The sequence below is a fragment of the Parapusillimonas granuli genome, assembly GCF_013416525.1.
Lineage (GTDB): Bacteria > Pseudomonadota > Gammaproteobacteria > Burkholderiales > Burkholderiaceae_B > Parapusillimonas > Parapusillimonas granuli.
Window position 1 is genome coordinate 217,867 of record NZ_JACCEM010000007.1, and the last position, 23,334, is coordinate 241,200.

20 protein-coding genes are annotated in these 23,334 nt (G+C 66.2%); 16 read left to right on the forward strand and 4 right to left on the reverse strand.

All coding sequences use genetic code 11. From position 1 onward, the window contains the following. Positions 1 to 2: 2 nt before the first annotated feature. The 6 genes from aceF to purF all read left to right on the forward strand — a co-directional run bounded on the left by aceF (position 3) and on the right by purF (position 7,894). Entirely contained in the window at positions 3 to 1,733 is a 1,731-nt protein-coding gene (gene aceF / locus H0A72_RS14540; protein WP_180156559.1) for a dihydrolipoyllysine-residue acetyltransferase, read from the forward strand. An 8-nt stretch (positions 1,734 to 1,741) separates the two neighbouring features. Next, positions 1,742 to 3,526 (forward strand): dihydrolipoyl dehydrogenase, encoded by a 1,785-nt coding sequence (gene lpdA, locus H0A72_RS14545; RefSeq protein WP_180156561.1) that lies wholly within the window; start codon positions 1,742 to 1,744, stop codon positions 3,524 to 3,526. Between the two features lie 94 nt (positions 3,527 to 3,620). Then, positions 3,621 to 5,039: a bifunctional tetrahydrofolate synthase/dihydrofolate synthase gene (folC, locus tag H0A72_RS14550; RefSeq protein WP_180156562.1), complete on the forward strand. Its 1,419-nt coding sequence runs from the start codon at positions 3,621 to 3,623 to the stop codon at positions 5,037 to 5,039. Positions 5,040 to 5,088: 49 nt separating this feature from the next. Beyond that, positions 5,089 to 5,889, forward strand: a complete 801-nt coding sequence (locus H0A72_RS14555; protein ID WP_180156564.1) for an SPOR domain-containing protein — start codon at positions 5,089 to 5,091, stop codon at positions 5,887 to 5,889. Further along, complete coding sequence (locus H0A72_RS14560) at positions 5,886 to 6,374, forward strand: CvpA family protein (protein WP_180156566.1); 489 nt, start codon at positions 5,886 to 5,888, stop codon at positions 6,372 to 6,374. Before H0A72_RS14555 ends, H0A72_RS14560 begins: the two co-directional genes overlap by 4 nt. 20 nt (positions 6,375 to 6,394) lie before the next feature. Then, positions 6,395 to 7,894, forward strand: coding sequence for an amidophosphoribosyltransferase (purF, locus tag H0A72_RS14565; protein ID WP_180156568.1), 1,500 nt, complete (start codon positions 6,395 to 6,397; stop codon positions 7,892 to 7,894). A 42-nt stretch (positions 7,895 to 7,936) separates the two neighbouring features. Here the strand turns inward: purF and H0A72_RS14570 are convergent, their stop codons facing one another. The 4 genes from H0A72_RS14570 to map are packed head-to-tail and all read right to left on the reverse strand — an operon-like array spanning position 7,937 to position 12,605. After that, positions 7,937 to 8,425: a disulfide bond formation protein B gene (locus H0A72_RS14570; protein ID WP_180156569.1), complete on the reverse strand. Its 489-nt coding sequence runs from the start codon at positions 8,423 to 8,425 to the stop codon at positions 7,937 to 7,939. A 42-nt stretch (positions 8,426 to 8,467) separates the two neighbouring features. Then, the gene (locus H0A72_RS14575) at positions 8,468 to 9,172 is read right to left on the reverse strand and encodes a MarC family protein (protein WP_180156571.1); all 705 of its coding nucleotides are present in this window, start codon (positions 9,170 to 9,172) and stop codon (positions 8,468 to 8,470) included. A 10-nt stretch (positions 9,173 to 9,182) separates the two neighbouring features. Then, entirely contained in the window at positions 9,183 to 11,777 is a 2,595-nt protein-coding gene (locus H0A72_RS14580; RefSeq protein WP_180156573.1) for a [protein-PII] uridylyltransferase, read from the reverse strand. 21 nt (positions 11,778 to 11,798) lie between these two features. After that, on the reverse strand, positions 11,799 to 12,605 hold the full coding sequence (gene map / locus H0A72_RS14585; protein WP_180156575.1) for a type I methionyl aminopeptidase: 807 nt from the start codon (positions 12,603 to 12,605) through the stop codon (positions 11,799 to 11,801). A 351-nt stretch (positions 12,606 to 12,956) separates the two neighbouring features. Here map and rpsB point away from each other — a divergent pair, with 351 nt between their 5' ends. The 10 genes from rpsB to H0A72_RS14635 all read left to right on the forward strand — a co-directional run bounded on the left by rpsB (position 12,957) and on the right by H0A72_RS14635 (position 23,329). Beyond that, positions 12,957 to 13,706, forward strand: a complete 750-nt coding sequence (gene rpsB, locus H0A72_RS14590; protein WP_180156577.1) for a 30S ribosomal protein S2 — start codon at positions 12,957 to 12,959, stop codon at positions 13,704 to 13,706. A gap of 121 nt (positions 13,707 to 13,827) precedes the next feature. After that, positions 13,828 to 14,706, forward strand: coding sequence for a translation elongation factor Ts (tsf, locus tag H0A72_RS14595; protein ID WP_180156579.1), 879 nt, complete (start codon positions 13,828 to 13,830; stop codon positions 14,704 to 14,706). An 87-nt stretch (positions 14,707 to 14,793) separates the two neighbouring features. Continuing rightward, positions 14,794 to 15,510, forward strand: coding sequence for a UMP kinase (pyrH, locus tag H0A72_RS14600; protein WP_180156581.1), 717 nt, complete (start codon positions 14,794 to 14,796; stop codon positions 15,508 to 15,510). Positions 15,511 to 15,523: 13 nt separating this feature from the next. Next, positions 15,524 to 16,084, forward strand: a complete 561-nt coding sequence (gene frr / locus H0A72_RS14605; RefSeq protein ID WP_180156583.1) for a ribosome recycling factor — start codon at positions 15,524 to 15,526, stop codon at positions 16,082 to 16,084. 38 nt (positions 16,085 to 16,122) lie between these two features. After that, positions 16,123 to 16,881 carry a polyprenyl diphosphate synthase gene (gene uppS, locus H0A72_RS14610; RefSeq protein WP_180156585.1) on the forward strand — a complete coding sequence of 253 codons (759 nt, stop codon included), beginning with the start codon at positions 16,123 to 16,125 and terminating at the stop codon, positions 16,879 to 16,881. Between the two features lie 15 nt (positions 16,882 to 16,896). Continuing rightward, a complete protein-coding gene (locus tag H0A72_RS14615; RefSeq protein ID WP_180156586.1) occupies positions 16,897 to 17,751 on the forward strand; it encodes a phosphatidate cytidylyltransferase in 855 nt (284 codons plus the stop codon). A 5-nt stretch (positions 17,752 to 17,756) separates the two neighbouring features. Then, positions 17,757 to 18,959, forward strand: a complete 1,203-nt coding sequence (ispC, locus tag H0A72_RS14620; protein ID WP_180156588.1) for a 1-deoxy-D-xylulose-5-phosphate reductoisomerase — start codon at positions 17,757 to 17,759, stop codon at positions 18,957 to 18,959. Positions 18,960 to 18,981: 22 nt separating this feature from the next. Further along, positions 18,982 to 20,316: an RIP metalloprotease RseP gene (rseP, locus tag H0A72_RS14625; RefSeq protein ID WP_180156591.1), complete on the forward strand. Its 1,335-nt coding sequence runs from the start codon at positions 18,982 to 18,984 to the stop codon at positions 20,314 to 20,316. Positions 20,317 to 20,369: 53 nt separating this feature from the next. Then, positions 20,370 to 22,712, forward strand: coding sequence for an outer membrane protein assembly factor BamA (bamA, locus tag H0A72_RS14630; RefSeq protein WP_180156593.1), 2,343 nt, complete (start codon positions 20,370 to 20,372; stop codon positions 22,710 to 22,712). A gap of 62 nt (positions 22,713 to 22,774) precedes the next feature. Further along, positions 22,775 to 23,329 carry an OmpH/Skp family outer membrane protein gene (locus tag H0A72_RS14635; RefSeq protein WP_180156595.1) on the forward strand — a complete coding sequence of 185 codons (555 nt, stop codon included), beginning with the start codon at positions 22,775 to 22,777 and terminating at the stop codon, positions 23,327 to 23,329. The last annotated feature ends 5 nt before the right edge of the window (positions 23,330 to 23,334 follow it).

The window sequence follows — 23,334 nt, forward strand, 5'->3', positions numbered from 1 at the left end:
ATATGAGCAATACGATCGAAGTAAAAGTACCGGACATCGGCGACTTCAGCGAGGTCGAGGTCATCGAGGTCCTGGTGGCGCCGGGCGATACGGTCGCGGCCGAGCAAAGCCTGATCACGGTGGAGTCCGACAAGGCCTCCATGGAGATCCCCTCGTCGCATGCGGGCGTGGTCAAGTCGGTCATGGTGAAGGTCGGCGACAAGGTCAAGCAGGGCTCGGTCATCGTCCAGCTCGAAGCCGCCGACGCCAAGGAGGCCGGCGCGGCCAAGCCGCAAGCCGCGCAGCCGCCCGCCCGGCAGGCCGCCGCGCCCGCGGTTCCGCCCGCCGCGGCCGAACCGGCCGAAGCCGACACGCGGCCCGAATCCGGCGGCAAGCCGGTCACGGTCACGGTGCCCGACATCGGCGGCGCGACCGACGTCGAGGTCATCGAAATCATGGTCGCGGTCGGCGACACGGTCGCGGCCGAGCAAAGCCTGATCACGGTGGAATCCGACAAGGCCTCCATGGAGGTCCCGTCCTCCCATGCGGGCGTCGTCACGGCCGTCAAGGTCAAGCTGGGCGACAAGGTGAACCAGGGTTCCGACATCATCGAACTGCGCAGCACCGGCGCGGCCCCCGCCAAGGCCGAGCCGGCCCAGGCGAAACCGGCCGCCGCCGAGCCCGCGCAGCGCGCCGAACCCGCCGCCGCGCCGGCCGTGGCCGCCGCCTCAGAGCCGCCGGAAGCCGCGCCGTCGTCCGGCGGCGCGCCGCTGGCCTCGACGCCGCCCGAGCGGCATTCCCCCACCGAGGCCTTTGCGGAAACCGACGTACCCCTGCGGAACCTGCCGCATGCATCCCCGTCGGTGCGCAAGTTCGCCCGCGAACTGGGCGTCAACCTGGCGTCGGTGCGCGGCTCGGGCGCCAAGAACCGGATCACCCAGGACGATGTGCGCCAGTTCGTGAAGCAGGCCCTGGCGGCGGGCCCCGGCCCGGCCGCCACCATGACGGCCGAGGGCGGCGGGCTGAACGTCCTGGCCTGGCCCAAGGTCGATTTCGCCAAGTTCGGCGAGGTCGAAGCCAAGCCGCTGTCGCGCATCAAGAAGATCTCCGGCGCGAACCTGCATCGCAACTGGGTGATGATTCCGCACGTCACCAACAACGACCAGGCCGACATCACCGAGCTCGAAGCGCTGCGCCAGGCGCTGAACAAAGAGAACGAGAAGTCCGGCATCAAGGTCACGATGCTGGCGTTCCTCATCAAGGCGGTCGTGGCCGCGCTGAAGAAGTATCCGGAATTCAACGCATCGCTCGACGGCGACAACCTGGTCTACAAGCACTACTACCATATCGGCTTCGCGGCCGACACGCCCAACGGCCTGGTCGTGCCCGTCATCCGCGATGCCGACAAGAAAGGCATTTTCGAGCTCGCCAAGGAAACCGCGGAACTCGCCAAGCTCGCGCGGGACGGCAAGCTGTCGCCCAGCCAGATGCAGGGCGGCTGCTTCTCCATCTCCTCGCTGGGGGGCATAGGCGGCACCGACTTCACGCCCATCATCAACGCTCCCGAGGTCGCCATCCTGGGCGTATCGCGTTCCACGCATGCGCCGGTCTGGAACGGCAAGAAATTCGTCCCGCGCCTCATGCTGCCGCTGTCGCTGTCCTATGACCACCGGGTCATCGACGGCGCGGCCGCCGCGCGGTTCAACGCCTATCTGGGCGCCTTGCTCGCCGACTTCCGTCGCATCGCCCTCTAGGAGCCCATATGAGCGCAACTGAACTGAAAGTGCCCGACATCGGCGACTTTAAGGAGGTCGAGGTCATCGAAGTCCTGGTGGCGAAGGGCGACACCGTCCAGGCGGAGCAAAGCCTCATCACCGTCGAGTCCGACAAGGCCTCCATGGAGATCCCGGCCACCGCCGGCGGGGTCGTCCAGGAAGTCCTGGTCAAGGTGGGCGACAAGGTCGCCGAAGGCACGGCCATCGTCCGCATCGAGGCCGCGCAGGGCGCGGACCAGCCGGGCGCGAAGCCGGCGCAAGCCGCCGCCGAAAAGCCGCAATCCGCGCCCGCCGCGGAACGCGCCGCGCCGGCACAGGCCGCGGCCGCTCCCGCGGCGGCCGCCTATGCCGGTCCGTCCGACGCCGAGTTCGACGTCCTGGTGCTGGGCGCCGGCCCGGGCGGCTACTCGGCCGCCTTCCGCGCCGCCGACCTGGGCTTGTCCGTGGCGCTCGTCGAGCGCTATGGCACGCTGGGCGGCGTATGCCTGAACGTGGGCTGCATACCGTCCAAGGCGCTGCTGCATACCGTGGCGGTGCTCGAAGAAGCCCGCTCGCTGTCTGCGCACGGCATCAGCTTCGGCGAGCCGAAAATCGACCTGGACGGCGTGCGCGCCTACAAGGACGGCGTGGTGGCCAAGCTCACCGGGGGCCTGGCCGGCATGGCCAAGGCGCGCAAGGTCAAGGTGCTGAACGGGGTCGGCGCCTTCGTCGACCCCCACCACCTCGCGGTGGCCGGCGCCGACGGCGCCACCACCACCGTGAAGTTCAAGTCCGCCATCATCGCCGCGGGCAGCCAGTCGGTGAAGCTGCCGTTCCTGCCGGACGACCCCCGCATCGTGGACTCCACCGGCGCGCTGCAGCTGGCGTCCATCCCCAAGAAAATGCTCATCATCGGCGGCGGCATCATCGGCCTGGAAATGGGCACGGTGTATTCCGCCCTGGGCGCCCGGCTCGACGTCGTCGAGATGCTGACGGGCCTGATGCAGGGCGCGGACCGCGACATGGTCAAGGTCTGGGAGAAAATGAACGCCTCGCGCTTCGACCGCGTCATGCTCGAAACCCGGACCGTGGCCGCGGAAGCCCGCGACGACGGCATCTGGGTCACCTTCGAGGGCAAGAACGCGCCCCGGGAAGCGCAGCGCTACGACCTGGTGCTGCAGGCCGTGGGCCGTTCGCCCAACGGCAAGAAGATCGCCGCCGACAAGGCGGGGGTCGCCGTCACCGACCGCGGCTTCATCGAGGTCGACAAGCAGATGCGCACCAACGTGCCGCACATCTTCGCCATCGGCGACATCGTCGGCCAGCCCATGCTGGCGCACAAGGCGGTGCATGAGGGCCACGTGGCCGCCGAAGTGATCGCGGGGCAGAAGAGCTTCTTCGACGCGCGCGTCATCCCGTCGGTGTCGTACACGGATCCCGAGGTCGCCTGGGTCGGCCTGACCGAAGACGAAGCCAGGAAAGAGGGCATCGCGGTCACCAAGGGCCTGTTCCCCTGGGCCGCGTCGGGGCGCGCCATCGCCAACGGGCGCGACGAGGGCTACACCAAGCTGCTGTTCGATGCCGAGACCCACCGCGTGCTGGGCGGCGGCATCGTCGGCACGCATGCCGGCGACCTGATCAGCGAGGTCGCATTGGCCATCGAAATGGGCGCCGACGCGGTGGACATCGGCAAGACCATACACCCGCACCCCACGCTGGGGGAATCCGTGGGCATGGCGGCCGAGGTCGCGGAAGGCAGCTGCACCGATCTGCCGCCCGCCAGGCGCAAGTAAAAAGCGCACCCCGGGCGCGGGCAAGCGCCGTCCCCGCGGCGGCAGGTGCTAATATCGGCACCTGCCGCCCGTTTTTTCCACAGAAGCATTCATCATGTCCAGTCTTGTACCCAACGAGTCTTCCGGTTTGCAGGAATGGCTCGGCTATCTTGAAACCCTGCACCACCGCGCCATCGATCTCGGGCTGGATAGAATAAAAAAGGTGGCCGGCAAGCTGGGGCTGCGGCTGCCGTTCGTGAAGATCACGGTCGGCGGCACCAACGGCAAGGGCTCCACCTGCGCCATGCTCGAAGCCATCCTGCTCGCGGCCGGCTACAAGGTCGGCATGTACACCTCGCCGCACCTCATCGATTTCAACGAACGCATACGCTTGAACGGCGAGATGGCCGGCGACGACCGGATCGTCAGCCAGTTCCGGGTCATCGAGGCCGCCAGGGGCGACATCAGCCTGAGCTATTTCGAATACACCACGCTGGCGGCCCTGATGCTGTTCGAAGAACAGCGCATCGACGTCGCGGTGCTGGAGGTGGGGCTGGGCGGCCGGCTGGACGCCGTCAACCTGGTCGACACCGACTGCGCGGTCATCACCAGCGTCGACCTCGACCACACGGCCTACCTGGGCGACACGCGCGAGAAGATCGGCTGGGAAAAAGCCCATATCTTCCGGCCCGGCAAGCCCGCCATCTGCGCCGACCCCATGCCGCCCGGCACCGTCATCGAGTACGCGCGGGAAATCGGCGCCGACCTCTGGCTGTTCGGGAAGGACTTCAACTATTCGGGCGACCGCCAGCAATGGGCGTACGGCGGGCGCAGCCAGCGGCGCAGCGGCCTGGCCTATCCCGCCTTGCGGGGCGCCAACCAGCTGCTCAACGCGTCCGCCGCGCTGGCCGCGCTGGAAGCGCTGCGGCCGCGGCTCGCGGTGCCGCAGCAGGCGGTGCGCATCGGCCTGGCGCAGGTCGCCTTGCCGGGCCGCCTGCAGATACTGCCGGGCACGCCCACCATCATCCTGGACGTGGCCCACAACCCCCATGCCGCCGCCGCGCTGGGGCAGAACCTGGACAACATGGGGTATTTTCCGCATACGCACGCGGTCGTGGGCATGCTCAACGACAAGGACATGAGCAGCGTCATCGCCAAGCTGGCCAACCGGGTGGACCGCTGGTATTGCGCCGGGCTGGAAGGGCCGCGCGGCACTCCGGGCGCGGACCTTGCCGCCGTGGTGCGCAAGGCGGTCCACGGCGTGACGGGCAAGGAAACCCTCGAACAGGCCAGCGTCGAAGTCAAGCGCATCGCCGATCCGTCCCAGGACGCGCCCGCCGGCCGGCCCGGCGTCAAGCCGGCCGCGCGCCCGGCGGTCAGCGCCGACGCCGTCATCGTTTCGAGTTTTGATAATCCGGTACAAGCGTTTACAGAGGCCCGGAAACAGGCATCCGAGAATGATAGAATTCTCGTGTTCGGATCTTTTTCGACTGTCGGGCCCGTACTGCAGCATCTGGGGCGGCAGGTCACGTAGTACAAGCCCGCCCGGCGGCCGCTTGTTTACCAGATAGGTTTTTTGCTCCATGGGATTGTTTTCTCGCAACGAATCCGCTCCGGCGTCGGGGCGGCGTTCGTCTCTTTCCAGTGAAGCCCAGGTCAACGAACTTCGCGGCCGGGCCCGCCGCCGCCTGATCGGCGCCCTGGTGCTGGTGCTGGCGGCGGTCATCATCGTTCCCATGCTGTTCGACTCCAACGAACCCGCCGAACAGACCGCGGGGCCCCTGGTCGTGCCGGCCATCGTCGCGCCGGGCGAAGGCGCGATGGCCCTGGCGCCGCCGCCGGCCAACCCGGGCGCTGCGGGCACCATCAGCCAGTCGCCCGAACCCGCCCAGCCCGCCGCCGATCCCGCCGCAAGCTCCACAGGCACCGACGTGGCCACGGCCCAGCCCGCCGTGCCGCCCGCGGCCGAAACGCCGGCCCAGCAAGCCGCCAAGCCCGAACCCGCCGCCGACCACAAGCCGGCCAGGAAGGAAGAGCCCAAGCCCAGGGAGCCCAAGCCGGCGGTCGAACGCACCGACGACGGCTCGGTGGCGATCGCGCTGCTCGAAGGCCGCACGCCGGCCGCACGCGCCCCGGCGCCTTCCGGTTCGGGCAACTACATACTCCAGATCGCCGCCTACACCAGCGACAAAGACGCGCAAGTCCGCCGCGACCGCCTGGTTTCCGCGGGGGTCACCAACGCCTACGTGGAAAACGCGACGTCCGGCGGCAAGCCTACCTACCGCCTGCGCGTCGGCCCCTTCCCCACGCGCGATGCCGCCCAGGCCGCCCAGGCGCGATTGAGGGCGCTGGGCTACGACAACGGCTTCATCTCCACTAAGTGACCAGCTTCGACTATCTCGTCCTGGCCATCCTGGCTTTCTCGGCCCTGCTCGGGCTGCTGCGCGGCCTGGTCAAGGAAGTCCTTTCGCTCATCGCCTACGTCGTCGCCTTCCTGGCGGCCGTCTGGTGGGGGCCGCTGATGTCGGCCTGGCTGACCGCCTGGGTCGACAACGCATTGTTGCGCACCGCCGCCGCCTACGGGCTGGTCTTCATCGTAGTGCTGCTGCTGGTGGGGCTCGTCAACGTCACCCTGGCCACCCTGATCCGCAAGACCGGGCTGACGCCCGCCGATCATGGGCTGGGCGCTTTGTTCGGCCTGCTGCGCGGCACGGTCTTCGTGCTGCTGCTGGTGGTGCTGGCCGGCTATACCGATCTGCCCAAGGAACCCTGGTGGCAGGACGCCCGGCTTTCCCGCAGCGCCATCCAGGGGGTGCAGCAGATCAAGCTGCTGCTGCCGCCGTCGCTTGCATCGTGGTTACCGTATTGATATTCACAGGAATATAGAAAATGTGTGGAATAGTGGGGGTGGCGGGCCGCAGCCCCGTGAACCAGTTGATCTACGACAGCCTGCTGCTGCTGCAGCATCGCGGGCAGGACGCCGCCGGCATCTCGACGTCGCACGATCAGTTTTTCAACATGCACAAGGCCCATGGGCTGGTGCGCGACGTCTTCCGTACCAGGAACATGCGTTCGCTGCCGGGCAACAGCGGGCTGGGGCAGGTGCGCTATCCCACCGCCGGCTCCAGCGACAGCGTCGACGAGGCCCAGCCTTTCTACGTGAACGCGCCGTTCGGCATCACCTTCGTGCACAACGGCAACCTGACCAATTGGCGGGAATTGCGCGAAGCGCTGTTCCGCGTGGATCGGCGCCACATCAACACGAATTCCGATTCGGAAGTGCTGCTGAACGTATTCGCCCACGAGGTGCAGCTGGCCTCCAGCGGCGGCTCGCTGGACGACGACGCCATTTTCAAGGCTGTGTCCTCGGTGCATCGCCGCGCCAAGGGCGCATATGCCGTCATCGCGCAGATCGCGAACTACGGGATGGTGGCGTTCCGCGACCCCTACGGGATCCGGCCGCTGTGCCTGGGCTCGGTCGAGACGGAGCAGGGCACGGAATGGATGGTGGCTTCGGAGTCCGTGGCGCTGACCGGCTGCGGGTTCTCGCTGGTGCGCGACATCGAGCCGGGCGAGGCGATCTTCATCGACCTGGACGGCAGGCTCAGCAGCAGGCAATGCGCGACGGATCCGGTGCTGACGCCCTGCGTGTTCGAATATGTGTATTTCGCCAGGCCGGATTCGGTGATGGACGGGGTTTCCATCTACGATGCGCGCCTGAACATGGGGGAATACCTGGCGGACAATGTGGCCAAGTCGCTGCGCCTGGGCGACATCGACGTCGTGATGCCGATTCCGGATTCCTCCCGCCCTTCGGCGATGCAACTGGCGGCAAAGCTCAATCTCGGCTACCGCGAGGGGTTCATCAAGAATCGCTATGTCGGGCGCACGTTCATCATGCCGGGGCAGGCGGTGCGCAAGAAGTCGGTGCGGCAGAAGCTGAGCGCGATCGATATGGAGTTCCGGGGCAAGAATGTGCTGCTGGTGGACGATTCCATCGTCCGGGGCACGACGAGCCGGGAGATCGTGGACATGGCCCGGGCGGCGGGCGCGAACAAGGTCTATTTCGCCTCGGCGGCGCCCGCGGTGCGGTTCCCGAATGTCTATGGAATCGACATGCCCACGCAGGCGGAATTGATCGCCTATGGGCGTGATACGGCGCAGGTGAGCCGGGAGATCGGGGCGGACGGGCTGGTGTACCAGGAGCTGGCGGATCTGGAGCAGTCGATCCGCGACCGGAATGCGGCGATGGCGCAGTTCGAGTCGTCGTGCTTCAACGGCCATTATGTGACGGGAGACATCGACGCGGCCTATCTGGAGCAGTTGAGCCTGACCCGCGGCGTACGCGCGGCGGCGGGCGAGATGTCGACCAGCAGCTCGCCGGAGTGACCGTGGCGGGTTTGGCTTGCCCGGCCAAAGCCGGGCAATAACCTAACGGCGCCGCCCCGAGCGCCTGGCGGCCGCCATCAGCGCCATCACCGTCAGCAGCGCGAACAAGCCCATGCCCCAGAGCGCGTATTCGACGCCCAGCAGCTCCACCCGGGCGTCCAGGCACGAGGCAAAAATTCCGAACAGCCAAGGCACCCCGGCGTCCAGGCCCGACGCCACCATGAAACGGTCGGCGAAAGTCATGTCGCAGGAAAACCGCTGCGCCGCGACCGAGTACTGATACCAGGCCGCCACCATCCCGCCCGCGCCCAGCAGCGCCGCCAGCAGGCCCGCGAACCGGCGCAGCCCGGGCGCCACGCGCCCGGCGAGCACCCCCAGCCAGCATACCGCCGCGATGGCCAGGAACACCAGGCGCTGCAGCACGCACCAGGCGCAGGGCCGCATGTCGAACACATGCTGCGAGACGAGCGCCACGGCGACCGCAGCGACGCACAGCACGGCCATGACATGTAGGATTCGGTTGGTCGTCATTTTTTCCTCTGATTCGATGCAACAGGCCGCGATTCCCGGCCTTCACGCGTTGCGGATGGACATGCTGTCGTGGATGATCACCATGATCAGCTCATGGACGCCGTCCCAGACGATCTGCACGCCCAGGCACAGCAGGATGAAGGCGGACAGGCGCATCAGCACCGCCGTGCCGTTGGGGCCCAGCTTGTGCAGGAACTGGGCGGCGAAGCGCAAGCACAGGTATACCACCAGCGCCGCGACGGCGATCGCGGGCAGCGAGCCGGCGAACTTGGACGCGGCGACCAGGCTGCGTTCGTCGTGCAGCGTGGCGCCGATGGTGATGGCCGCCGACAGCGCGCCCGGCCCGCAGATCATGGGGAAGGTCAGGGGATAGAAGGCCTTGGAGCGGATCTGTTCGAAGGAATAGGCTTCCGCCATGTCCTGGGCGTGCTTGGCGTCATAATCGGACGCGCCCACCAGGCGCCAGGCGGTGGCGATGACCAGCAGGCCGCCGCCCACGCGCACGACCGGCAGCGAGATGCCGAAGAAGCCCAGCACCACGTTGCCGCCGAACATGGCGATGGCCAGCATGATGAAGATGTTGACGGCGACGCGCTTGGACAGCTGCGTGCGCGCGCTGGTGCTCGCGCCTTCGGTCAGGGTCAGGAAAATCGGCGCGACGGCCGGCGGGTTGAGTATGGGCAGCAAGGTGGCCAGCGCGAACAGGAAGCTGCGGCCGAAGGTGAAGATCAGGTCGTTGAATGCCATGCGTCCGTCGTCAGGAAGGGTCGGGAGCCGCGCCGTCGAGCGTGGCGAGGATGTTGCGTTCGAATTGTAGCTGGGTCCGCGGGTTGCCCAGGGCGTCGCCTTCGATGATGAAGATGTCCTCGACCCGGTCGCCCAGCGTGAGTATCTTCGCCATCTTGAGGCTGACGCCGTGGTCGGCGAAGACCCGGGCAAGGCTGTGGAGCAGGCCCGGCCGGTCGGACGCCGTCACCGACAGCCTCCAGGATGCGCTGCGTTCATCCGGCTGCAGCTCCACGTTGGGCACGATGGGGAACACCCGGGACCGGCGCGAGCCCTTTTTCCAGGACGAAGGAAGCTGGACCGCCGCGGCGCCGGGTCCGGCCGGGTGCTTGAGCGCGGCCACGAGCTCGTGCTCCACCAGCGTCGCCTGGGAACGGTAGTCTTTTTCATGGGCCGGCAACAGCACGATGAAGCTGTCCAGGGCCCAGCCGTGCCGGGTGGTGTGTATGCGCGCGTCCTGGATGCTGAAGGCGCGGCGGTCGAAGTACCCGCAGATGGTGACGAACAGGTCGTCGCGGTCCTGGGTGTAGACCATGACTTGCAGGGCTTCGTTCTGGCCCACGACCCGGGCCTTGACCACGGGCTCGGGGGAATTGACCCGATGGTACAGATGCCGGGTATGCCAGGCGATCTCGCCGGCTTCATGGCGCAGGAAATACGCCACGTCGAGCTCGTCCCAGAACTGGTCGCGGCTTTCGTCGCGCAGGCCCAGCAGGCGGATCTCGGTCGCGGCCGCCTCTTTGCGCAGGGCCAGCACCGTGCCCGTGTCGCTGCGGCCGCCGCCCAGCGCCACCAGGGTCTGCTGGTACAGGTTCTCCAGCAGCTTGCCCTTCCAGGAATTCCATACCTTGGGGCTGGTGCCGCGTATGTCGGCCACCGTCAGCAGGTACAGCGCCGCCAGCCGGCGCTCGGTGCCCACGCACTGCGCGAACTGGCTGACGACCTCCGGATCGCTGAGGTCTTTCTTTTGCGCCACGGTGGACATCACCAGATGCCGGCGCACCAGGAATTCGACGAGCTCGGCGTCTTCGCCTTCGATGCCGTGGTCCGCGCAGAAGCGCCGGGCGTCGATAGCCCCCAGCTCGGAGTGGTCGCCGCCGCGGCCCTTGGCGATGTCATGGAAGAGGGCGGCGATATACAGCAGCCAATGGCGGTCGAAGTCGGCCATGATCTGGCTGGCCAGGGGGTATTCCTGGGCGTGTTCCGGCATGGTGAAGCGGCGCAGGTTGCGTATCACCATCAGGATGTGCTGGTCGACCGTGTAGGCATGGAACAGATCGTGCTGCATCTGGCCCACGATGCGCCGGAACACCGGCAGGTAGCGCGGCAGGATGTTCAGCATCGTCATGCGCCGCAAGGCATGGACCAGGCCGCGCGGCTGCTGGAAGATCTGTATGAACTGCCGGCGATTGACCGGATTCTGGCGGAACTGGCTGTCGATGCGGCGCCGCGCATGCCACATGGCCCGCAGGGTGGGCGCCGAGATGCCGTCGATGTCGGCGCGTTCCTGCATGATGAGGAAGGCGCGGAACAGCAGGGCGGGGTTGCGCTCGAAGGCGTCTTCGCGCTGGGTGGCGAGGCGCCCGCGCACCACCGAGAAATCGGCGTCTATGGCCTTGGCCTGGTCTTCGGGCAAGGGAAACAGCAGCTCTTCTATGCTCTGCAGCAATATGGTGTTTAACTGGTTGACCACGCGCGCCGCCCAGTAATAGCGCTGCATGAGAATCTCGCTGGGGCGCCGGTTCTTGACCGCTTCGAAGCCGTAGACGGCGGCCAGGCCGGGCTGCAGATCGAACAGCAGGCGGTCTTCGCGGCGCCCGGTCAGCAGGTGCAGCTCGATCCGCAGGCGCTTGAAGGCCTGCTCGGCGCGCCGCAGGGCCCGGAATTCGGTGGGCGTCAGGAGATCGGTCTGGGCGACTTCGCTCCAGGTGCCGCCCAGGCCCGCCGCATCGGCCATCCACAGCAGGACTTGAAGATCGCGCAGCCCGCCGGGCGCCTCTTTGCAATTGGGCTCCAGCGCGTACGGCGTGTCCTGGTGCCGGGCGTGGCGCTGCTGCATTTCGGCGCGCTTGGCCTGGAAGAAGGCCTGCGGATCCAGCTGCCGGCGCATGGTCTTGCGCAAGGTCTGCAGCAGCTCGCGCGACCCGACCAGCCAGCGCGCTTCCAGCAAGGCGGTCTCGACCGTGATGTCGTTGGCGGCTTCGCGGCGGCAGTCCTCGATGGTGCGCACGCTGTGCCCGGGCTCGATGCCCAGGTCCCACATCGCGGCCACCAGGGACTGGATGCGATCCGCCTCCTCGGTCGTCGGCGGGTGTTTCAGCAGGATCAGGAGGTCGACGTCGGAATACGGGTAGAGCTCGCCGCGCCCGTAGCCGCCCACCGCCGCCAGGGCCGAGCCGGCGGGCAGCGGGTGCAGGCGGACCAGCTCGCGCAGCGCCTGGTCGGTGATGCGCCGCAAGGCCGTCAGCAGCGCCTCGGGCCGCAGGTGCTCGCGGAATTCCCGTATGGCCTCGGCCCGCCGCGCGGCGAGCTGTTCGCGCAAGGAGGTGACGAGCGGCGCGGACATGGCGAGGGCAGGCCGGCGGCCCTACGCGCCCTTGACGAAGGCGGGCGGCGCGGGCATGTGCTCCGATACCGTCAGGACTTCATAGCCGCCGTCGGTGACCAGGATGCTGTGCTCCCATTGCGCGGACAGGCTGTGGTCGCGGGTGACGACCGTCCAGCCGTCGGCCAGGGTGCGGATTTCCTTGCGCCCCGCGTTGATCATGGGCTCTATCGTGAAGATCATGCCGGGTTCCAGCTGCAGGCCGGTGCCGGGCTTGCCGTAGTGCAGCACCTGCGGGTCCTGGTGGAACTTGCGCCCGACGCCGTGGCCGCAGTATTCGCGCACCACCGAGAACCCGTTCTTTTCGGCGTGCTTCTGGATGGCGTGCCCGATGTCGCCCAGCGTGGCGCCCGGCCGCACCTGCTCGATGCCCAGCCACATGCAGTCGTAGGTGGTCTCGGTCAGGCGGCGCGCCAGGATGGACGGTTCGCCCACGTAGTACATGCGGCTGGTGTCGCCGAACCAGCCGTCCTTGATGACGGTGACGTCGATGTTCATGATGTCGCCGTTCTTCAGCACCTTGTCGCCCGGTATGCCGTGGCAGATCACATGGTTGACCGACGTGCAGATGGAGGCGGGGAAGGGGGTGTACCCCGGCGGCGCATAGCCCACGGTTGCGGATTCGACCTTGAGCACATTGGTGATGTAGTCCATGCACAGCCGATCGAGCTCGCCGGTGGTGATGCCCGGGCGCACGTGGGGAGCCAGATAATCGAGCGTGGCGGCGGCGGCCTGACAGGCGGCGCGCATTTTATCGAGGTCGGTGGGGTCGGTAACGAGTGTGCTCATGTCAACTTGAATCTGATCGGCGAAAAATAGTAGAATTATAGGCTTTCCTTGATTTTCCACATGTTCGTTGCGGCGGCGCTTAGCGGTGTTGCCTTGTGGCTTAGGCCTTATACCGTAGGCCTTATACGCAACCCAATACGCGCAACCTCAATACGCGCAACCTCAGCCTCTTAGTTCAGGGCTGCATCTGCGCCATGCCGGGCTTGTGGAAGGCCTTTCGGAAAGCTTTGTGAAATTAAAATCGCGCACCCGGCGCCTTAAGGGTGTCCTTGCCATTGTAGCGCCCGCAAGCTTGCGGGCGACCTTGGCGGGATGCAAGCCTGGTGCAAGACCCAACCCTTGGAGAATATTATGTCTTTGATGCGTGAAATGCTGGAAGCCGGTGTGCACTTTGGCCACCAGACCCGTTACTGGAACCCCAAGATGGCGCCGTTCATCTTCGGCCAGCGCAACAAGATCCACATCGTCAACCTTGAGCAGACCGTCGCCAAGTACCAGGAAGCCACGAAATTCGTGCGCCAGCTGGCCGCCCGCGGAGGCACCGTCCTGTTCGTCGGCACCAAGCGCGCCGCCCGCGAACTCGTGGCCGCCGAAGCCGCCCGCTGCGGCATGCCCTACGTCGACAGCCGCTGGCTGGGCGGCATGATGACCAACTTCAAGACGGTCAAGACCTCGGTCAAGCGCCTGAAGGAAATGGAAGCCCAGCTGGCCGAAGGCGCAACCGAGCGCATGAGCAAGAAAGACGCCCTGATGTTCGACCGCGAGCTTGAAAAGCTCAACAAGGCGATCGGCGGCATCAAGGACATGAACAATCTGCCCGATGCCTTGTTCGTGATCGACGTCGGCTACCACAAGATCGCGGTGGCGGAAGCCCGCACGCTCGGCATCCCGGTCGTCGCGGTCGTCGATACCAACCACTCGCCCGAAGGCGTGGACTACGTCATCCCCGGCAACGACGACTCGGCCAAGGCCATCGCCTTGTATGCGCGCGGCATGGCCGACGCCGTGCTGGAAGGCCGCGAACAGAACCTCAACGGCCTGGTCGAGGAAATCACCGAAGGCGACGAAGAGTTCGTGGAAGTCGACGAAGACCGCGAATAAGCCCTGGGCCGGCCCAGCCGGCCCGGCATCGGCATGCCGCCCACCGGCGCGGCGTGCTTCGCGATCGTTTCGCAGTTGCCCCGGCCCGGCCGGGGCGTGTTTTGAAGAATTGGAGAAAATAGTGGCTCAAATTACCGCATCCATGGTCAAAGAACTCCGTGAGAAAACCGACGCCCCCATGATGGAGTGCAAGAAAGCACTGACCGAGGCGGACGGGGACATGGCTCGCGCCGAAGAGATTCTCCGCGTGAAACTGGGCAACAAGGCCAGCAAGGCCGCCGCGCGCATCACGGCCGAAGGCCTGATCGGGCTGCACATCGCCGCCGACGGCAAGCGCGGCACCCTGATCGAAGTCAACTGCGAAACCGACTTCGTCGCCAAGAACGACGACTTCATCGCGTTCATCAATCAGGTCGCCGAACTGGCCACCGAAAAGAACCCCGCCGACGTCGCGGCGCTGAACGAGCTGCCCCTGGGCGACGGCACGGTCGAAAGCATCCGTGCCGCGCTGGTGGGCAAGATCGGCGAAAACATCTCCATCCGCCGCTTCGAGCGCTTTGAGACCGCCGACCAGCTGGCCAGCTACGTGCACGGCGGCAAGATCGGCGTGCTGGTCGAGTTCTCCGGCCCCGACGAAACCGGCAAGGACCTGGCCATGCACATCGCGGCCACCAAGCCCAAGGCGCTCGACGCCGCCGGCGTGCCGGCCGCCGACATCGCCGCCGAGCGCTCGGTCGCCGAACAGAAGGCTGCCGAATCCGGCAAGCCCGCCGAGATCGTCGCCAAGATGGTCGAGGGCTCCGTCCAGAAATTCCTGAAGGAAGTCACGCTGCTGTCCCAGCCGTTCGTCAAGAACGACAAGCAGACCGTCGAGCAGATGCTGAAGGAAAAGGGCGCGAAGGTCGCTCGCTTCTCGCTCTACGTGGTCGGCGAAGGCATCGAGAAGAAGTCCGAAGACTTCGCCGCGGAAGTCGCGGCGGCGGCTGCCGGCAACGCCTGATCGCGCATCGGGCAACAGGGCCGGCGCTATCGCGCCGGCCCCACTCTGGCTTACACTTTCGTTGGATTGTTTACCGGGATACTACCTATGACCAACCGATCGTATAAGCGTGTTCTTCTCAAGCTGTCCGGCGAAGCGCTGATGGGTGAAGACGCGTTTGGGATCAACCGCGCCACGATCTTGCGCATGACGGAAGAAATCGCCGAAGTCGCCACCCTGGGCGTCGAACTGGCGATCGTCATCGGCGGCGGCAACATCTTCCGCGGCGTCGCGCCCGGCGCGCAGGGCATGGACCGCGCCACCGCCGACTACATGGGCATGATGGCCACCGTCATGAACGCCCTGGCCCTGCAAGATGCGCTCAAGCACCGCGGCATCGACACCCGTGTGCAGTCCGCGCTCAATATCGATCAGGTCGTCGAACCCTATATCCGCCCCAAGGCCTTGCGCTATCTCGAAGAAGGCAAGGTGGTGGTCTTCGCCGCCGGCACCGGCAACCCCTTTTTCACGACCGACACGGCCGCCGCGCTGCGCGGCGCGGAAATCGGCGCCGAGATCGTGCTCAAGGCCACCAAGGTCGACGGCATCTACAGCGCCGACCCCAATAAAGACCCCAACGCCACGCGTTATTCGCGCATCAGCTTCGACGAAGCCATCGTGCGCCGCCTCGAAGTCATGGATGCCACGGCGTTCGCGCTGTGCCGCGATCAGAAGCTGCCGATCAAGGTGTTTTCCATCAACAAGCCCGGGGCGCTGAAAAGGGCGGTCTCGGGCGAAGACGAAGGTACACTGGTACACGTTTGATAAAGGAATAATGATGAGTCTTTCAGAAGTCAGGAAATCGGCCGAGCAACGCATGGGCAAGTCGATCGAAACGCTCAAAGTCAACCTGTCCAAGATCCGCACCGGGCGGGCGCACGCGGGCATCCTTGATCACGTCCTGGTCGAATACTACGGCTCGCCCGTGCCGGTCAGCCAGGTCGCCAACGTCAACCTGGTCGACGCCCGCACGCTCAGCGTCCAGGTCTGGGAAAAGAACATGGCCGGCCCGGTCGAGAAAGCCATCCGCGAATCCGACCTGGGGCTCAATCCCATCTCCATGGGCGACAACATCCGCGTTCCCATGCCCGCGCTCACCGAGGAACGCCGCCGCGACCTGACCAAGGTCGTGCGCACCGAAGGCGAGGACGCCAAGGTGGCCGTGCGCAACCTGCGCCGCGACGCCAACGACACGCTCAAGAAGATGGTCAAGGAGAAGGAAATCTCCGAAGACGAAGAACGCCGCACGCAGGACGAAATCCAGAAGCTCACCGACAAGCACGTTGCCGAGATCGACAAGCTGGTTGCGCAGAAAGAAGCGGAAATCATGACGGTCTAGGGCCTGTCGGACCTAGCCCCGCGGCGCCGGACTCATACATGATCGACAGCTCCACCCTATCGATACCCCTTTGCACGGATACCCCGCGTCACCTGGCCATCATCATGGATGGCAACGGCCGCTGGGCCACCAAGCGGTTCCTGCCCCGCACGGCGGGGCACGTGCGCGGCGTGCAGGCGGTCAGGAGAGTGGTCGAAGCCTGCGGGCAGCGCGGGGTCGAATACCTGACGCTTTTCGCCTTCAGCTCCGAGAACTGGCGCCGGCCCCAGGAAGAGGTCTCGCTGCTCATGCGGCTCTTCGTGCAGGCGCTGGAAAAAGAAGTCGACAAGCTGCAGGAGCAGGGCGTGCGGCTGCGGGTGGTGGGCGATCTCGCGCCGTTCGACGACCGCCTGCGCGAGCTCATCCGCGATGCGGAGCAAAGAACCGCCGGCAACAGCGCGCTGCACCTGACCATCGCGGCCAACTACGGCGGCCGCTGGGACATCCTGCAAGCCATGCGCCGGCTGCTGCGCGACCGGCCCGAACTCGGCCGCGACCCGGACGCCATCGACGAGCGCCTGCTGTCCCAGTACCTGTCCATGGCGTTCGCGCCCGAGCCCGACCTGTTCATCCGCACGGGCGGCGAGCAGCGCATTTCCAATTTCCTGATCTGGCAGCTCGCCTATACCGAGCTCTATTTTTCCGACGACTTCTGGCCCGATTTCGGCGGCAAGGAAATCGATCGCGCCTTTGAGTGGTATAAAACCCGGGAGCGCCGTTTCGGGCGCACCAGTGCGCAGGTCTTGAGCCAGGCCTGACTTTCCGGAGTTCCTATGTTGAAGCAGCGCGTCATCACGGCAGTCGTCCTATTGGCCATATTGCTGGGGACGCTGCTGGCGCCCGGCCCCTGGCCGCTGGTCGCCCTGCTGACCCTCGCCGCGGGTTGCGCGCTCTGGGAATGGCTGCGCCTGACCTGGCCCGCGCAGGGCAGCCTCTGGCCGGCCGGCCTGGCCGCCGCATGCGCCGCCGTGCTGTTCGGCATCGCGTATTTCTGGCTCCAGGCGGACCCCCCCGGCTGGGCATCCGCCTTGCGGCAAGGCGTCAACCGGTGGCTGCTGCCCGCCGTCGTCGGCGTCTGGGTGTTCGGCGCCGCCGCCCTGGTGATCCAGGGCCAGTCGGCCCGGCGCACCGGCGGGGTCGCGCTGAGCCTGTTCGCCTTCGCCGCCATGTTCGCCGTCTGGGCCGCCCTGGTGCAGATCTTCATCACGCGCGGCGCCTGGTACCTGGTGTCGCTGATGGCGCTGATCTGGTTCGCGGACATCGCCGCCTATTTCACCGGCAGGGCCTTGGGCAGGCACAAGCTGGCGCCGCGGGTCAGCCCAGGCAAGACCTGGGAGGGCGCTTTCGGCGGCGTGATCGCGGCCGTCCTCTGGGTCTGGGCCAGCAGCTTCTGGCCGGGCAGCTTCGGCGCCGAGCTGTTCCGGCAATGGCCCTGGTGGGGCGTGGTGCTGGTGTCGGCCTTCCTGGCGGCATTGTCCATCGTCGGCGATCTCTTCGAGTCGCTGCTCAAGCGCCGCGCGGGCGTCAAGGACTCCAGCCAGCTGCTGCCCGGCCATGGCGGCGCCTATGACCGCATCGACGCCTTGCTGCCGGTGGCGCCGCTGGCCATGCTTTTGACGGGGGTCTGAATACCATGAAGCTGCAACATGTATGCGTACTGGGCTCCACCGGCTCCATCGGCGAGAGCACCCTGGACGTCATCGCCAGGCACCCCGACGTGCTGTCCGTGTACGCCCTCAGCGCGAACACCCGCATCGACAAGCTCGCCCGGCAGGCGGCCGCCACCGGCGCCCGGGTCGTGGTCGTTCCCACCGACGATGCCAAGCGCCGTTTCACCGACGCCTGGCGGGGCGCGGCGGCCATGCCCGAGATACGCGTCGGCCCCCAGGCGCTGGCCGACACCGCGGCCGACCCGGAAGTCACGACGGTCATGGCGGCCATCGTCGGCGCCGCCGGCCTGCCGTCCGCGCTGGCGGCGGCCCGAGCCGGCAAAAGGGTGCTGCTGGCCAACAAAGAGGCACTGGTGGCCGCGGGCGGCCTGTTCATGCGCACCGTGCGCGAATCCGGGGCCGAGCTCCTGCCCATAGACAGCGAGCACAACGCCATCTTCCAGTGCATGCCGCGCGGCCGCGGGGCGGCGGCGCCGTCCGAGCCCGCCAAGGGCGTGCGGCGCCTGCTGCTGACCGCGTCGGGCGGCCCTTTCCGCACGACCGCGCTGGACCAGCTCGGGGCGGTGACGCCCGACCAGGCCTGCGCGCACCCGAACTGGAGCATGGGGCGCAAGATTTCCGTCGATTCGGCCACCATGCTCAACAAAGGCCTGGAAGTCATCGAGGCGCATTGGCTGTTCGCCATGCCGGTCGAGCGCATCCAGGTCGTGGTGCACCCGCAAAGCGTGGTCCATTCCATGGTGGAATACGAAGACGGCTCCATCCTGGCGCAGCTGGGCCAGCCCGACATGCGCACCCCCATCGCCTACGGCCTGGGGTTTCCCGAGCGCATCGACAGCGGGGTGGGGCTGCTGTCCCTGGCGGCGCTGGGCCGGCTGGACTTCGAAGAACCCGATTTCGAGCGCTTTCCCTGCCTGCGCCTGTCCTTCGACGCCCTGAGGACCGGCCAGGCGGCCTGCGTCGCCCTGAACGCCGCCAACGAAATCGCCGTCGACCGCTTCCTCAAGCAGCAGATTCGGTATACTGAAATCGCGCACGTCATCGAGGACTGCCTCGACAAAATAAACGGCATGTCCGTCAGCCGGCTCGATTCGCTGGACGACGTGCTCGCGCTCGACGCCCATACCCGCAAGATCGCGTCGCAGCGCTGCCTCATACAGGCCTGATCGTCGTTTTTCCTGGAATTCCATGCTTTTTACCTTGCTTGCGTTTGCCGTCGCGCTCGGCGTGCTGATCACCTTCCATGAGCTCGGCCACTATTGGGTGGCGCGGCTCTGCGGCGTGCGCGTGCTGACCTTTTCGGTGGGTTTCGGCAAGATCGTGTTCCGGCGCAAAGACCGGCACGGCACCGAATGGGCGCTGTCGGCCATTCCGCTGGGCGGCTACGTGAAGATGCTCGACGACCCCTTGCCGGACGCGAGCCCCGAACAGGCGGCGCAGGCCTTCAATCGGAAAAGCCTGCGGCAGCGCAGCGCCATCGTCGCCGCCGGCCCCATCGCCAACCTGCTGCTCGCGGCCTTGCTGTACAGCGCCCTGAACCTGGCGGGCACCAGCGAGCCCGCCGCCATCCTGGCCGCGCCACCCGCTCATACCCAGGCCGCCCAGGCCGGCGTCATGGCCGGGGACCGCATCACCGCCGTGAACGGGCGGCCCGTGCAGTCGTGGGGCGAGGCGCGCTGGCAGTTGCTGGACCTGCTCACCGCCGGCGGCGAAGCGCGCCTGCAGGTCGACACCGGCGCAGGGCAGGCGCGCGAGCGCGTGCTGCGGCTGCGCCCGGCGGCGATCGTCCCCGAAAGCGCCGATCCCATGGCCGAAGCCGGCCTGGCGCTGGCCATGCCCCGGCCCCGCATCAGCGGGGTCAACGCGGGCGGGGCGGGCGAGGCCGCCGGCCTGCGCGACGGCGACCTCATCCTTGCCGTCGGCGGCGTCGAGAACCCCAGCGCCGGCGCGGTGGTCCGGGAAATCCAGAAATACCCGGGCCGGCCCGTCGCCGTCACCGTGCAGCGCGACGGCGCGGCGCTGGCGCTCACGGTGGTGCCGCAGGCGCAGGCCGGCGAAGACGGCGCCCAGGTGGGGCGCATCGGTGTCATGCTGGCCGCCGACCTGCCCATGGTCACCGTCCGCTACGGCCTGGCCGAAAGCCTGTACCGCGGCGTGGCCAAGACCGCCGACACGGTCTGGTTCTCCTTGAAGATGATGGGGCGCATGCTGATCGGCGACGTCTCCATGCGCAACGTCAGCGGGCCGGTCACCATCGCCGATTACGCCGGGCAGACGGCGCGCATCGGCCTGGCCGCCTACATAGGGTTTTTGGCACTGATTAGTGTTAGTATCGGCGTGTTAAATTTATTACCCATTCCCATGCTGGACGGCGGCCACCTCATGTATTACGCCTTCGAAGCCGTTCGAGGCAAGCCTTTGCCGGAAAAATGGCTGGAAAACGGGCAGCGCATCGGGCTGGGGCTGCTTGCCGCCCTGATGGGGCTGGCGTTTTTCAACGACTTCACGCGCCTTTTCAGTTAGAGGCTTTGTGCCTTACAATCCTCCACCATTCAATCGTCCAAGGATCATCCAGGATGTCGTCTAGCCGGAAACCACTTTTTGCCAAGCGTGCCATGTCAGTATTGCTGGCAGCCTTGCTCGCTCCCAGCATCGCTTCAGCCTTCACGCCCTTCACGGTTCGCGATATTCAGGTCAATGGTATACAGCGGGTCGACGTCGGCACCATATTCAGCTATCTGCCCGTCAAAGTGGGCGAGCGGTTCACCGAAGAACAGGCCGCCGAGGCCATCCAGCGCCTCTACGCCACGGGCTTCTTCAGCGACGTATCCATCGACACCTCCAACAACGTGCTGGTGGTCAACGTGCAGGAACGGCCCACCATCGCGTCGGTCAGCTTCAACGGCATGCGCGAATTCGACGACAAGGCCATCCTGAAGTCGCTGGCGCAGGTGGGCTTCGGCCCGGGCCGCGTCTTCGACCGCTCCATGCTGGAACGCGCCGAATTCGAGCTCAAGCAGCAGTATCTGTCCAAAGGCAAGTACGGGGTCGAGGTCAGCCCCATCATCACGCCCTTGCCGCGCAACCGCGTGGGCGTCAGCTTCGACATCTTCGAAGGCGGCCAGGCCAAGATCGGCTCCATCCGCATCATCGGCAACGAGGCCTTCTCCGAAGGCGCCCTGCTCGACGAAATGGAACTGACCAGCTCGGGCATCATGACCTGGTACACGGGCACCGACAAATACTCCCGTGAAAAACTCGAGGGCGACGTCGAGCGCATCCGCTCCTTCTACCTGAACCGGGGCTTCCTGGAATACACGGCAGAACCGCCCCAGGTCTCGATCTCGCCCGATCGCCAGGACATCTCCATCACCCTCACGCTGCACGAAGGCAAGCCCTACAAGGTGCGCAGCGTCAAGCTCGCGGGCGACCTCCTGGGCCTGGAAGACAAGATCCAGCCCATGGTCGCGATCAAGGAAGGCGAGACCTTCTCGGCGGAAAAAAGCAGCGCCACGGCCAAGGCCATCACCGACTACCTCGGCACGCTGGGCTATGCCTTCGCCAACGTCAACCCCAACCCCGTGCTCGACCGCGAAAGCCACGAAACCGACCTGACCTTCTATGTGGACCCGGGCCGCCGCGTGTACGTGCGGCGCATCCAGATCGGCGGCAACACCCGCACCCGCGACGAAGTCATCCGCCGCGAAATGCGGCAGCAGGAAGCCGCCTGGTACGACGCCGGCAGCATCAAGACCTCGCGCGACCGCATCGACCGCCTGGGCTATTTCAACGACGTCAACGTCACCACCGCGCCGGTCGCGGGCTCGACCGACCAGATAGACGTCAACGTCGACGTCAAGGAAAAACCCACTGGCCTCATCAACCTGGGGGTGGGCTACGGCTCCACCGACAAGCTGATCCTGTCCGGCGGCATCAGCCAGGACAACATCTTCGGCAGTGGCAACACGCTGTCATTGCAGCTCAACACCAGCAAGACCAATCGCGCCGTCATCGTGTCGCACACCAATCCCTACTGGACCCGCGACGGCATCAGCAAGACCACGTCCATCTACTACCGCCGCACCACGCCCTACGACAGCCGCGACTCCTTCGGCGACTACCGCGTCACCTCGATCGGCGGCGGCATGAACTTCGGCGTGCCCATCTCGGAATTCGACCGCATCTTCGCCGGCCTCAGCTTCGAGCACAACAAGCTGTCCGACCTGAGCCCGCAATACACCCCGCAGGCCTACCAGGACTTCGTCAAGGAATACGGCGAATCCACCAACGCGGTCATCTTCAACGTGGGCTGGTCCAAAGACACCCGCGACAGCGCCATCGCCCCCACCAAGGGCAGCTACACCCGGCTGTCGGGCGACCTGTCCGCCGGCGACCTGCGCTATTACATGCTCAGCGCGCAGCAGCAGTACTACCTGCCTTTCGGCCGCGCCTACACGCTGGCGTTCAACGGCCAGGTCGATTGGGGCAGGGCGTTCGGCGACAAGACCTTCCCGGTCATCAAGAACATCTACGGCGGCGGCATCGGCTCGGTGCGCGGCTTCGAGGGCGCGTCGCTCGGCCCGCGCGATACACTCACTAACGATTACCTGGGCGGCTCGCGCCGCATCGTCGGCAACGTGCAGCTATACTTGCCCTTCCCGGGGGCAACGCGCGATCGCACCTTGCGCTGGTTCGTGTTCGCCGACGCCGGCCAGATCCAGACCACCGGCAACAGCGTGTGCTACCGCGGCATCAACAATCAGTCCGCCGATCCCTGCGGCTGGAAGTATTCCGCGGGCATAGGCCTCTCCTGGCAATCGCCGCTGGGCCCGCTGCAGCTGTCGTTCGCGCGCGCCCTGAACGCCAAGGAAGGCGACGACAAACAGGCCTTCCAGTTCCAGATCGGCACTGGTTTCTGAAGTCGCTCAATTAATGGCACAATAACTTTTTTATCTCTGCTATTTCGCAAGGTAGATTTTTCATGAAGTCTCAATTCGCACTAAAACTTTCTGCTGTAAACCGCGCCATGGGCCGGGGCAATCGCGCCCTGGTCCTTGCCGCGGTGCTTGGCCTTGGCGCCATGGCGGCTGCGCCCGTGTACGCACAGGCGACCAAAATCGGCTTCGTGAGCACCGAGCGCATCTTGCGTGATTCCAAGCCGGCCAAGGCCGCGCAGGCAAAAATCGAGGCCGAATTCAAGAAGCGCGACGACGAGCTGCAGAACCTTGCCAATCGCCTGCGCAACGACGCCCAGAAGTTCGACAAGGACGCTCCCGTGCTGTCCGAATCGGAACGCATCAAGCGCCAGCGCCAGCTGGCCGACCTCGATTCCGACCTGCAACGCAAGCGCCGCGAGTTCCAGGAAGACTTCAACCGCCGCCGCAATGAAGAATTCTCCAGCATCGTCGAAAAAGCCGACGCGGCCATCAAGAAAATCGCCGAACAGCAAAACTACGACCTGATCATCCAGGACGCCGTCACCGTCAGCCCGCGGGTCGACATCACCGACCAGGTGCTCAAGGCGCTGGGCGGCTAATCCAA